This window comes from Shewanella oncorhynchi (assembly GCF_030848765.1).
In the GTDB taxonomy this organism is placed as follows: domain Bacteria; phylum Pseudomonadota; class Gammaproteobacteria; order Enterobacterales; family Shewanellaceae; genus Shewanella; species Shewanella oncorhynchi.
Genome location: NZ_CP132914.1, coordinates 1,666,962 through 1,679,715, shown reverse-complemented (window position 1 = coordinate 1,679,715; position 12,754 = coordinate 1,666,962). Strand labels below are relative to the sequence as shown.

Annotated in this window: 11 protein-coding genes and 1 pseudogene; 7 read left to right on the top strand and 5 right to left on the bottom strand. The window is 43.7% G+C overall.

The window, feature by feature from the left end:
• Positions 1 to 17 precede the first annotated feature (17 nt).
• From panB to RA178_RS07630, 6 genes are all read left to right on the top strand, one after another.
• Complete coding sequence (gene panB / locus RA178_RS07655; RefSeq protein WP_306685064.1) at positions 18 to 860, top strand: 3-methyl-2-oxobutanoate hydroxymethyltransferase; 843 nt, start codon at positions 18 to 20, stop codon at positions 858 to 860.
• A 136-nt stretch (positions 861 to 996) separates the two neighbouring features.
• The gene (locus RA178_RS07650; RefSeq protein ID WP_028761134.1) at positions 997 to 2,121 is read left to right on the top strand and encodes a patatin-like phospholipase family protein; all 1,125 of its coding nucleotides are present in this window, start codon (positions 997 to 999) and stop codon (positions 2,119 to 2,121) included.
• 194 nt (positions 2,122 to 2,315) lie between these two features.
• Entirely contained in the window at positions 2,316 to 2,555 is a 240-nt protein-coding gene (yjbE, locus tag RA178_RS07645) for an exopolysaccharide production protein YjbE (RefSeq protein ID WP_105252028.1), read from the top strand.
• A gap of 148 nt (positions 2,556 to 2,703) precedes the next feature.
• Complete coding sequence (locus RA178_RS07640) at positions 2,704 to 3,414, top strand: YjbF family lipoprotein (RefSeq protein WP_263166603.1); 711 nt, start codon at positions 2,704 to 2,706, stop codon at positions 3,412 to 3,414.
• A 10-nt stretch (positions 3,415 to 3,424) separates the two neighbouring features.
• Positions 3,425 to 4,210, top strand: coding sequence for a capsule biosynthesis GfcC family protein (locus RA178_RS07635; protein WP_306685063.1), 786 nt, complete (start codon positions 3,425 to 3,427; stop codon positions 4,208 to 4,210).
• Complete coding sequence (locus tag RA178_RS07630) at positions 4,210 to 6,555, top strand: YjbH domain-containing protein (protein WP_306685062.1); 2,346 nt, start codon at positions 4,210 to 4,212, stop codon at positions 6,553 to 6,555. Before RA178_RS07635 ends, RA178_RS07630 begins: the two co-directional genes overlap by 1 nt.
• A 108-nt stretch (positions 6,556 to 6,663) precedes the next feature.
• Here RA178_RS07630 and RA178_RS07625 read toward each other — a convergent pair whose 3' ends face one another.
• The 5 genes and pseudogenes from RA178_RS07625 to RA178_RS07605 form a co-directional block, all read right to left on the bottom strand.
• Positions 6,664 to 7,758 carry an NADH:flavin oxidoreductase/NADH oxidase gene (locus RA178_RS07625; protein WP_263139274.1) on the bottom strand — a complete coding sequence of 365 codons (1,095 nt, stop codon included), beginning with the start codon at positions 7,756 to 7,758 and terminating at the stop codon, positions 6,664 to 6,666.
• Positions 7,759 to 7,791: 33 nt separating this feature from the next.
• Positions 7,792 to 8,331 (bottom strand): dTDP-4-dehydrorhamnose 3,5-epimerase, encoded by a 540-nt coding sequence (gene rfbC, locus RA178_RS07620; RefSeq protein ID WP_263222247.1) that lies wholly within the window; start codon positions 8,329 to 8,331, stop codon positions 7,792 to 7,794.
• A gap of 44 nt (positions 8,332 to 8,375) precedes the next feature.
• Positions 8,376 to 8,543: pseudogene (locus RA178_RS07615) on the bottom strand (sugar phosphate nucleotidyltransferase); the annotation flags it as partial.
• A gap of 217 nt (positions 8,544 to 8,760) precedes the next feature.
• Positions 8,761 to 10,131: a GAF domain-containing sensor histidine kinase gene (locus RA178_RS07610; RefSeq protein ID WP_306685061.1), complete on the bottom strand. Its 1,371-nt coding sequence runs from the start codon at positions 10,129 to 10,131 to the stop codon at positions 8,761 to 8,763.
• Positions 10,128 to 11,669 (bottom strand): DUF3369 domain-containing protein, encoded by a 1,542-nt coding sequence (locus RA178_RS07605; protein WP_306685060.1) that lies wholly within the window; start codon positions 11,667 to 11,669, stop codon positions 10,128 to 10,130. The genes RA178_RS07610 and RA178_RS07605 overlap by 4 nt, the downstream gene beginning before the upstream one ends.
• Positions 11,670 to 11,818: 149 nt before the next feature.
• On the opposite strand from RA178_RS07605, the gene RA178_RS07600 reads away from it, so the two are divergent.
• Positions 11,819 to 12,577 carry an IS5-like element ISSod6 family transposase gene (locus tag RA178_RS07600; protein ID WP_011071076.1) on the top strand — a complete coding sequence of 253 codons (759 nt, stop codon included), beginning with the start codon at positions 11,819 to 11,821 and terminating at the stop codon, positions 12,575 to 12,577.
• Positions 12,578 to 12,754: the final 177 nt, after the last annotated feature.

Sequence of the window (12,754 nt, the reverse complement as noted above, 5' to 3'; positions counted from 1 at the left end):
AATTAATTGGAGATGACATGAGTATCCACATGGATAAAAACCGCGTAACGCCCGTTACATTACAAAAAATGAAAGGTAAAACCCCCATAGTTGCTCTCACCGCCTATGAAAAACCGATGGCAGAAATTATCGATCCCCATGTGGATATGATTATCGTCGGCGACTCCGTCGGCATGGTGGTTTATGGGCAAGACTCTACACTCGGGGTTACCTTAGAAATGATGATTAATCATGGTCTTGCTGTCAGTCGCGGCGCAGCACATGCCTGCGTTATTATCGATATGCCCTTTGGGAGTTATCAAGAATCGCCTCAGCAAGCCTTCAGACATGCCAGCCAAGTATTAATACGCACAGGCGCGCAGGCGGTAAAACTCGAGGGTGGCGCAGAGATGCTCGACACCACTCGTTTTTTAACCCAGCGAGGGATCCCTGTAATGCCACACATAGGATTAATGCCGCAACACGTGAATCAATTGGGTGGATTTAAAACCCAAGCAAGGGATGCTGCCGCCATCGAAGCCCTCGTTAGTTTAGCGAAAGACTTTGAGCAAGCAGGCGCTTTTAGCATACTGATTGAAGGCACATCCGAGCTCGCGGCGCGCACAGTGACGGCAGGAGTCTCAATCCCAGTTATAGGCATTGGTGCCTCACCCGCCTGCGATGGTCAAGTGCTCGTGACTGAGGATATCTTAGGCTTATTTTCTGACTACACGCCTAAATTTGCTAAACGCTATATCGACTTAGGACCATTGATCACTAAGGCCTGCGCCCAATATGCCCAAGAAGTGAGAACGGGTGAGTTTCCAACATCGGAGCATTGCTTTGGCCTCAGTAAAACGACTAAGGTTACTGCGGAGTAATTGTCTAAAGCGAAATGTTCCAGCAATCGAATAAACGATAAATCGAAATTTACAACTAATTGAGTTTACCGACTTGCTTTTTATAGGGGGGCGTTGCTTTAATAAAACTATTAAAACAATAAATTGAGTCTGAAGATTGCCTACATCAACTGCATTAGTCTTAGGCGGTGGCGGCGCTAGGGCCGCCTACCAAGTCGGCGTGCTAAAAGCACTGGTCCAGCTTTATCCACGCAATCATGGTATTCCCTTTAAAATTATTTGCGGAACCTCTGCGGGTGCCATCAATGGCACCGCTATCGCGACCCATGCCTCTTGCTTTCACCTTGGTGTCAGAAAACTCGAATGGGTTTGGCGTCACTTTGAAACTCGAAAAGTCTACCGAGCTTCGATCACAGGCGTTCTCAGCCATCTAACGAAAATGGCCCTCAAAGGCATGCAAGATGATAAGGTCAATACCGATGCAGGCAGTCTGCTCGATAATGATCCGCTCAGAGGCTTACTCAATGAGCTAATCGACTTTAAACGTATCGACCGTAATATCCGTAATGGCTCACTGACCGCGCTGAGTGTGGATGCCTCTTGTTATAATAACTCTCGCTCAGTGACCTTTTTCCAAGCCGCGAAAGAAATCGAAAACTGGACCCGTGCCCGTCGCAGTGGCGAACGTATCATGCTCAATACCGAGCACCTACTCGCCAGTTCTGCAATCCCTATGGTATTTCCATCCATTAAACTCAACCAAGCCTATTATGGTGATGGTTCAGTCCATCAGCTAGCACCGCTCTCAAGCCCTATTCATTTAGGCGCCGAAAAACTCTTAGTCATTAACTTAGAGAGCCCGCACAAGCACTTTCCGATGGAACTAGAATATCACCCAAAAACGGCGACCATAGCGGGTCATCTGCTCGATACCATCTTTTCAGATACCTTAAATAGCGACCTTGAGAGACTAGAAAGAATCAATAACACTTTAAGCCTGATTCCTGAGTCAAGTCGTAACAAACTCGCCTTGCATCCGATTAAAGCCCTAGTCATCAAACCTAGCGAAGATCTCAGCAAAATTGCTGCCCGCTTCTATGATGACATGCCATGGGCCGTCAAAACCTTACTCGGCTTCATCGGCATAGATAGGCAGTCAGACTCAAGTATTGTGTCCTACCTACTCTTCGAAAAAACGTATACCAGCGCTTTAATCGACTTAGGCTATAAAGATGCCATGGAAAAAATCGATGAACTTAAAGATTTCTTTTGTTTAAAATAAGCTAACGACTTAATCAGTTTCTTCACTAAAAATCATGCCAAATGGATAGATATAGCTTGAATATTAGTGCCGAAATTCAAACTTTCGCATGAGCAAGAAGATGGATTTAACATTGATAATTTTGTTTGCATCGCTTACTATGCTGTACTAGATTATCAAAAAATCATGCACATTTTTTCAAAAAGGGAATCACGATGAAAAAAACTTCACTAGCACTTATCGTTGCAATGACAGCATTCAGCTCTATGGCTGCAAATGCAGTTGAAGGCAAAGCAGCAGGCGCTAACGCTGCAGCTAACAGCACTGGTTTAATCGTTGCTGGTTCTGTTGCTGCTGGTGCTGCAATTGCCGGTGCTGTTGCAATCTCTAACAGCTCTGATGGCAACCCAATCACGAGTACAGGTACTAACACTACCACTGGTACTGGCAACTAATCAGTCTGATATAGCTATCAAACAACCGCCTACTGGCGGTTGTTTTTTTTGTTTCTCTAGAGAAACGTGAGAATTACTCCATTTCTTGAAATAAATCTCACCTCTCTCTACATTTGATATTTATGACTATTGAGAATAAGCAACTCGGATGCGTATAAATAAAAAACTACTATCACTACTCACAGCCTCCATTGCATTAATGGGAATTTCTGGCTGTAGTCAACGAATTAGCGCCCTCAACGATACGATGAAATTGGCTTTCGTTGGAGATAGCGATGTTAAGCTCACAACCGAGCAAGTGAAAGCTAATCCCTATGCCAGCATTTATGTCAAGATTGATGACACCCCCCAAGCATTTGTTGTTTTAGCCTTTGCGGAACCGAAACAAACTCTCACCCCAGTCAGACCCGTACCGGAAGTAATTGAGCTAAAATGGCTCTCCGCGGATAACGCTATGTTAGTGACGGTGAACGGACGTTTAGTAAAAACTCAAAGTCTACTTACTGGCAATTTAGCCGCAATAGAAAGCTCTGAACCCGATCCTATTCTCTTGGGCTTGCATTTAAGCAGTACTCCTAAAACTTGGACTCGAACTATTGATTGGCAGCCAGGATACCACTATGGATATAAGATTAAGTCGCAGTTTGCTTTTATTGCCGAGGAAGAGATACTCATCAACGATACGCCAACTCAAGCACTGCATTACAGTGAGCTAGTATCAGTGGAAGGCCTGAATATCCAGTATCAAAATGAATTTTGGTTAAAGCCAGATAATGGACACGTCATTAAAAGTCGCCAGAAGATAGCACCAAATCTACCTTTTATTGATATCACTTTACTTAAGCCATTTGCATCCTAGTGGAACCATTATGAGATATTACATAGCGCCATTGGCACTTGTACTTAGTTCGGTATTAACGACAACTGTTCAGGCTGAAACTCAGCTATTCATCAGCACATCAACAAATCAAGATGCTCAGGTTCAACTGAACTATCCTGCAGCAGTGCGTATTGAGCAAATAGTGCAAGATGGATTAGTCCAACTTCCAAAATATAATAAAACCAATCAAAATGAAGTCGTGCCTATTTATTGGTTAGGTGCTGCATTACTCGATATTGAGAATACCACCGTATTAGAGACTAAACGCCAGCAAGTCTTAACCCTACTATCCAAAATGGGCGAAGCTAAAGACGACAGTGCTTACATCGCCAAGCTAGCTAAACTTGCACAATTCATTCGCAACTTAAAACTTGGACAACGTGTAATACAACCACTAGATGTTGATGTTATTCGAATTAATGATTCGTATAATGCGCTGATTAATGGTCGTTTTATATTAGTTTTACCGCCTCGCCCAACAACCATCACCGTACTTGGTGCAGTGGCTCAAACGGGGAGTTTTACATGGCAGAATAAACTAAGTAGCAAAGATTACCTTAAGCAAGCAGGCATACTAGATAATGCTGAGACTAGTTTTATATGGATAATTCAACCCGATGGACAGGCAATAAAACAACCTATCGCCTATTGGAACCATCAGACTCAGGATATTGCACCTGGGGCAACACTTTACGTTGAGTTTTCAAGCGGCTTTGGTGACGACACGAGTTTGAATGAAAACATGATTGAATTACTCAGAAATCGGGCTCTGTAATGAAAAACTCTCTCCATTCTTTAGGTCGTCTATCCGCACTATCTTTGGCACTTTTGCCACTATTACATGCGACTGCCGATGAATTTAGCTATCCCACACTCTTAGCCTCGCAATCAGATTTTGGCGGTGTTGGTTTAATGCAGATGCCAACGGGGCGTATGGCACCTGAAGGCGAGTTTAATTTTGCCACTAGCTATAACGACGAATACCAACACTTTACGGCCTCTGTACAACTTTTCCCTTGGTTTGAAACCACAGTTCGTTATACCCAAGTACAAGACTTACTCTATAGTAGCGACCCCAGTTTTAGTGGAAACACAAAATACACGGATAAGGGCATAGACTTTAAAGTCCGTCTACTTGAAGAAAGCAACTGGCTACCAGAAACCTCGATTGGTGTCCGTGATTTTGGTGGCACCGGATTATTCGATGCTGAGTTTATTGCAGCCACTAAACGAGTTGGGCCGTTAGATTTCACCTTAGGTATTGGCTGGGGATATATCGGTAATAGCGGCAACCTGACATCGGATAAAAAAGATCTCAACTATAACTGCGATCGAGATACGTCCTATGGTGGTAAAGGTGGCACAGTTGATTATCAACGTTGGTTTAAAGGTTGCGCGGCCCTCTTCGGCGGTGTCGAATATCAAACGCCTTGGGACCCACTACGCGTCAAAGTCGAATACGATGGTAACGACTACCAATCCGACTTTCCAGTTGTTCGCGGCGGTATTGCTATGCCACAGGACAGCAAATTTAACTATGGCCTATTATATCGGTTCGGAGACTGGGGAGATCTGCACTTAAGCTATGAGCGCGGAAACACTTGGACGCTTGGTTTTAGCCTACAAACGAATTTTAATGAGTTAACACAGATTAAACGCGATCCTGCTGCAGCGAAATATAAGCCAATTCCTGCGGCACCGTTAACACATGTGCAAACAACCAATACGCCATTAGATAGTGTTAATTCTTCTGAACAAACGCCTGCAATAGCCAGCGCCACCTTAGATACCGCAACAGAAATCGCTGACGTTCATTTAATGCAGCCACAAGAGGGCATGTTAGAAACAGCAATTAACTGGTCGAAAGTAGCACAGGATCTACAATCCATTGCAGGCTATAACAATCCTAAAATTTACCTCGACTCTGACAGCATCACTGTCGTTGGTGAGCAAACTAAGTTTCGAGATAGAAATGAAGCCCATCAAAGGGCGGCAACCATACTCGCCAACAGTAGCGATCTAACTCGAATCAAAGAGTATCGCTTGATTGAAACTCACTATAGCCAGCCAATTACCGAAACTCGTATTGATGCGGAAAAATTTGCGCAAGTAGCAAGTTTTGGCTATCTGAATGCGAAGATTACAGACGCAAGTCAAGTCAGTGTCCCTTCATTACCTCAAGGCCATCTAGTCACACACTCAGACAAAAATTGGTTAGACAAGCTTGGCTTTGATATTTCACCGACTATGGTGCAATCCTTCGGTGGTTCAGAAAGCTTCTACATGTTTAATATCGGTGTTACAGGTAGTGCCAACTATCGATTTACCGATAACTTCGAATTTGGCGGTTCTCTCTACCTTAATTTATACGATAACTACGATAAGTTTTTATATGACGTGCCACCAGACGGCACCGACTTAAAACGCGTAAGAACCTTAATCCGTCAATATGTTCACGATAACCCAGTGAGAGTTAATAACCTGCAACTCACTTGGATGGACAATCTTAGCGATAATATTTCCTATCAAGCCTATGGTGGCTATTTAGAGATGATGTATGGCGGTGTTGGTACTGAGTTTCTATATCGCCCACTTAATAGTCAGTGGGCCTTTGGGTTCGATGTTAACTATGCTAAGCAGCGAGATCCCGATAGCATGTTTGGGTTCTTTAAGGATGAAAATCAATTTGACCCTCTCACCAATCGTGCCTATCGAGTTCAGACTGGCGTAGTGACTGGACATGCAACGGCTTATTACCAACCGGAGTGGTTTCCTAACACCTTACTCAGAGTCAGTGCTGGACAATATCTCACCGAGGATAAAGGCGTGACGGTTGATTTCTCTAAACAGTTTGATAGTGGTGTTATCGTCGGCGCATTTGCGACTAAAACTAATCTATCGGCAGATGAATACGGTGAGGGAAGCTTTACCAAGGGATTCTATATTTCAATCCCATTCGATCTAATGACGGTTAAGTCTACCCATAGTCGTGCTTTCCTATCATGGATGCCGTTGACCCGTGATGGCGGTCAAATGCTTGGCCGTAAGTACAACTTGTTCGATGTGACTGATGCACGTGCGCCTTGGTATACCAGACCCAGTGTTGACCCCATTAAATAATTAGTACGCAGTAAAACCTCAAAACGGGCAAGATAATTCTTGCCCGTTTTGTTTTCTGCCATTAGGACTAACTTACAATAGTAAAATCTGCACAGCCAAATAAGCTCACTACTTTATTGGCGATTTAATCCCATGTGGCGATGAACGTAAGTACTGTGGCGGCGCTTTCACAGTTGCACCTAATATTACTGCCGCATGCCAAGGCCAATGTGGGTCATAGAGCATAGTGCGAGCAAGTGCAATAGCATCAGCCTGCCCGTGTGCCAGAATCGTTTCTGCTTTATTGGCATCCGTAATTAATCCCACGGCAATCACAGGTGTGTTTACCTCAGCTTTAATGGCTTCGGCAAAAGGCACTTGAAAGTGTTCTGCAACAGGAATTTGTTGTAATGGACTTAATCCACCTGTACTCACATGGATAAAATCACAGCCTCGGGCCTCTAATGCTTTTGCCAATACTAGGCTTTGAGCTAAATCCCAACCGCCATAGACCCAATCAGTCGCTGATATCCGCACACCGAGTGCCATCTTAGGCGATATCACTGCTTTAATTGCATCGAACACGGCCAATAATAAACTCAAACGATTTTCTAAACTGCCACCATATTGGTCAATGCGTTGATTCGATAATGGGGATAAAAATTGATGAAGTAAATAACCATGAGCAGCATGGAGTTCAATCGCATCAAGCCCTAATCGTTCGGCACGTTGCGCCGAACTGACAAATGCCAATATAAGCTCATCAATTTCATCCAATGTCATCGCACTCGGTAATGCTGTGCCTTCGTTAAAAGCCTGCGCGGAAGGCGCTATCGTCTGCCAACCATTATGTTCATCGGGTGCAATAGTACCGCCACCTTCCCAAGGTTTTCGAGTTGATGCTTTACGCCCCGCATGGGCGAGTTGTATCGCCATTGGCATACTTGAATACTTGCGAATAGATTTGAGGGTTTTATCTAAAGCAGCCTCCGTTTTGTCATCCCATAGGCCTAAATCTGCATAGGAAATTCGGCCATTGGGCAGAACAGCGGTAGCCTCTAAAATGAGCATTCCCGCACCCGATAACGCCATGCTCCCTAAATGAATCGTATGCCAATCGGTTGCTTGGCCGTTTTCTGCCGAATACTGACACATAGGCGCGATGATAATGCGGTTAGCTAACTCGAGTTGACCTAAGGTTAAAGGCGAAAATAATAAACTCATTGTCATTCCTTTTAATACAAGCAGTGATTGGCTTTATGAGGGTGTACTGGCGATGCTATCTCTGGTGGATAAAATCGGTGCGGCAATTAATGGCCAATCAATGGCAAACTCAGCACAGTTCCAAGCTAAAACGCTTTCATCTTCAGGATCATAATATTGGGTACATTGATAAATAACATCAGCATAATCACTGAGAACATAAAAACCGTGAGCAAAGCCCGGCGGGATCCACATTTGCAGATGATTCTCTGCCGATAGCACTCGCCCAACCCATTTTCCATAGGTGGCCGAGTCAGCCCGAATATCGACGGCAACATCAAAAATGCTCCCTGCACAGACCCGCACCAATTTACCCTGCGGTTTTCGCCGTTGAAAATGCAAGCCTCGCAGAACATTGTGTTGCGAACGACTCTGGTTTTCCTGCACAAATACGGGAGGCTCAAGTCCTCTTGCAGTAAAACAAGCATCAAAATAGGATTGCCTGAACGTTTCCTTAAAAAAACCACGCTCATCACCAAATACTTGAGGTTCAAACACCAATACTTCGGCTAATTCTGTTTCGCTATATTTCATCCAATACCTGCTTATAGAGTCATTCGCGAAACAGCGAAATAGTAGGGTATAAAAAGGATCAATATATCCCGAATCTCAGCTTGCATAAGAGTGACCAAAGGGTAATAAATCATTGGTTTATCATAAATGGGCAGTAATTGCTTACAGACAACCTGCGTCATAGGATAAAGACGCGAGCCAGTACCGCCCGCCAGTAAAATGCCTTTTCTCATTGAAATATCTAGGATTGATAAGCCATGTTGAAGTGCCAAGATTGTAGCATACAAAATGTCGCGAGCAGGAAGAATGGATAACAGGGCTGTTGGCTGTTAATGCAAGAAAAACAACACTACAGAATATTAAACCGCAAAAGCTAAATACCATTTTGGCTCAGTAAGATTTAAATTCGTCTTTTACTTTATGTAACATATAAGAAGACACTAACCTATCTCAACCCTTACTACTTTCAGGGATCAGCATCTCAATACGTAACCCCTGATTAGGCGCTGAGAAGAGTGACACATTACCGTTCAGCTTTTGTGTGATCAGATTATAAATAATCGACATCCCCAAACCTGTTCCACCACTCTGCCTTGCGGTGGTAAAAAAGGGCTCGAATGCTTTGGCTTTCACTTCATCGGACATGCCTACGCCATTATCTTCATAAATCATCTTGATCTGCGAAGCCATTTTTTCAACTACTATCACAATTTGCTTATCACCGACAAAATCATCGGGAAAAGCATGGCGAAAACTGTTCGCGACTAAGTTAGTGAAAATTTGTGCGATCGCACCGGGGTAAGAATCAATAAAAATATTATCGTCAAGTTCGACTTTTAAAGTGATATTTTTCTTACGCATCAAGGGTTTTAATGAACTAAATATTTGAAAAATATAATTCTTCAGATTAAAGCGCTCGCGTTCCAGTATCGATTGGTCTGCTGCAGTGCGCTTAAAGTTATGCACCAGTTCTGCAGCGCGGGAAAGGTTACGCTCAATTAAGCATAAACCATCCTGCATTGTATTGATAAAGCTGACAAATTTATCCTCATCAAGCTCGTTTTTCTCAAAGAGTCCTTTCAATAGGGATAACTCATCCAAACAATGGGTCACGGATGTGACAGCTATGCCAAGGGGGGTGTTCACTTCATGGGCAACACCGGCGACTAAGCTGCCTAAGGCCGCCATTTTTTCATTTTCAATTAAGTGCTTTTGGGTTGATTTTAAAGTCGATAATGCCGTTTCAAGCTCTGCGGTACGCAGCTCAACTTTATGCTCAAGATCGGTATTAATGAGCTTAAGCTGTTGCTGATATTCAATGATCTCTTTAGCACTCATGGCTCGACCAAAAAGGTCGGCCAGTGCAGATGCAAAGGCCTTCTCATCCCGAGTCCATTCCCTCGCCTCGCCCTGATGTTCAGAACAAATAATCCCCACCATTTTTCCGTGGTGACGAATAGGACTATCCAACAAAGAGCTAATCTGATTCGGTTTCAGATAGGTTTCGACAAATTCTTTAGTGGCGGGATCCGTTTGCGCCTTATTGGCGACAATTGTGCGCTCATTGTCGAGCAGGCTAAAGTAATGGGGAAACTGCGCGCGACTGAGCACTAACGCTTCTTGTGGCTGCTGATTGTCGAGTGAATAATAACAAGTGATGCTCTGATTATCCGGACTCAACAACCAAATACCCGCCCGAGAGATCTGTAATCCCTTACAAATTGAGCTCACGATAAGTTGTGATGCTTGAATGAGATCACCCTCATCAATAACCTGAGACTTACTGACATCAAATAAAATTCGATCAAGCATTCGGGTCATAGCGGCTCGTCCGGAATATGAATATGTAGGGAGGCAAACACATCTAACAAATCAAGGCTGGCTTCACATAAGACGGGATCAAACTGTTTACCCGATTGCGCTAAGATGTACTCGCGCACCGCCTCAACTGACCAAGCCTCTTTGTAACTTCGTTTGGAAAGCAAAGCATCAATGACATCAACAATCGCCATGAGGCGGCCTTCAATAGGAATGTCTTCCTGCGATAGCCCACGGGGATAACCTTGCCCGTCCCAACGTTCATGGTGAGTATAAGCAATTCTAGCGCCCATTTTGGCAATGATACGATTTGAACCAACCAACAGGTTATAACCCTTCTCTGCGTGGGTTTGCATAATCGCCCATTCCTCGGCATCGAGTTTACCGGGCTTATGCAAAATACTCTCAGGGATACCGATTTTGCCTACATCATGAAGAGGCGCCGCATAACGAATAGTTTCGATAAAGTCTGCCTTCATACCAATGGCAATCGCGAGCATTTCTGTCATGCGCGCTACGCGGCGCACATGGGCTCCCGTCTCCTTACTGCGCTGCTCAATAGCATCTCCAATGATTAAAATTAGCTCCCTTTGCGTCTGCTGCACATTTTCGCGGCCCGATAAGTTCTCAAAGGTTAAGCTCACATTTGCCGCAAATAGCTCAAGAATGCTGACTTGAAAATCCGTTAACTTAGTGTTGTGTTGTAAATAGAGAATACTGGTAACATGACCACTAAGCTCATAAAATCCAACATAAATATTGTCACGGATCAGCGACGTTTTTAGCGCTATCGCTTCAATAATATGTTCACGCACATCCCCTGGCAGAGTCTCAACGCTGCCACCTTCAAAGTAACTGATCATATCTCCCGTGGCGGCCAGCAGATTCATTTGAGTATCGAGGTAAAGGTCTTGATGATAACTCGTGAGATAAAGAGCCGAGCTTTCAAGATTGAGCAGCTGCAAGGTCTGTTCGAGCACTGCACTACCAAAGTTATGCAATGTATGGCTCTTAAGTACAGAGGTGGAAGCTGCAATCACTTTCTCCATCCCCTTTTGGCTTTGCTCGATAATTTTTATATCGCGATAGGAACGCAATGAGGTGTACACACAAGACTTAAGCCGAGCCGCGGTGAGCTCTGTTTTAGCTTTATAATCGTTAATGTCAAAATCCCGAATGACTTGCTCTTCAGGTGCTTGCCCCGGCTGACCCGTACGCAAAATAATGCGGGTACTGTGGTTATTTAATTCAGTGCGAATTTTTTGTACTAGCTCTAAACCTGCATGATCGGTTTCCATGACGACATCAATAAAGGCCAAAGCGATATCTGTTTCGGTTTGAAGTAACACTAAGCCTTCCGCAGCGCTATAACAGGAATAGAACTGCAAGACTCGATTATCTAGGGTCAGATTTTTTAACGCAAATCGAGTGACATCATGGATCCCAGGTTCATCATCAATAATGGCCACCTTCCAAATGCCTTGTTTAGGCTTATGGGATGTATCTTCGATAACATCAGCACTTTTCTTAAATAACGCCACAAAACCACCGTTTACGATGAATAGTTACGTTTTAGTATAGATTCAATCTTGAAAGTGACTAGGGTCTGTTGATCTTTCGAGAGTAATTTTTAGACAGCATGGCAAGACGTTATAATTTGCTTCGCCAAAAGTAACCATAACCTCAAGCCATGCCAAGACTTATGCTAACCGATGCACGCTGGGAAAAGCTATTTCATTTAATGAAAAGCACAGGCCGTGTTTATGACAAACCTGAACATAGACAAACATTCGAAGGTATTCTTTACCGCCTTAGAACAGGTATCCCTTGGCGAGATTTACCTAAAGAGTTCGGTCATTGGAGCACGGTCTTTAGACGGTTTCATTTATGGTCTAAGAAAGGCGTTCTAGCACATTTATTCAAGGCCTTAGCCAACCTTGCTGATATAGAATGGGTCTTTATTGATGGCTCGATAGTGCGGGCTCACCAGCACAGTGCAGGTGCAGCGACGCTAAGTAATGAGAGTATTGGTAAAAGTCGAGGCGGTAATTCAACCAAAATTCACTTAGCCGTCGACAGCGGAGGATTACCGATTTATTTCGAATTATCAGAAGGCCAAAAACACGATATTACACACGCCCCCAGCTTAATTGAGCACCTGAAGCAGGTTGATACCGTCATTGCAGATAAAGGTTATGACAGCGATGCTTTTCGTGAACTTATCGCAAATAAAGGCGGGAAATCTGTTATTCCAAGGCGCCGCTATAAGAATACACCTCAAGAAAGAGTCGATTGGTGCTTATATCGGTATCGACATTTAGTGGAGAATGCTTTTGGAAGAATTAAGCACTATCGAGCAATATCAACAAGATATGACAAGCTAGCAAGAAATTACGCCAGTATGGTGTCACTGGCGTTTATGTTAATGTGGCTGCCGATGTATTGCTGAACAACATTTGTACAGCAAAGATCAACAGACCCTAGTTTCAAAGGATAAATTATCATCCCGTTGATTACCGCTTAGGACTAACAACTAACATACTGGCCACTTAAAATCCACACAAAAACAACTTAAGTTATTGTTATAAAAATAGAAATAGCAAAAGTTAGCCTAACCTAGTCTTGG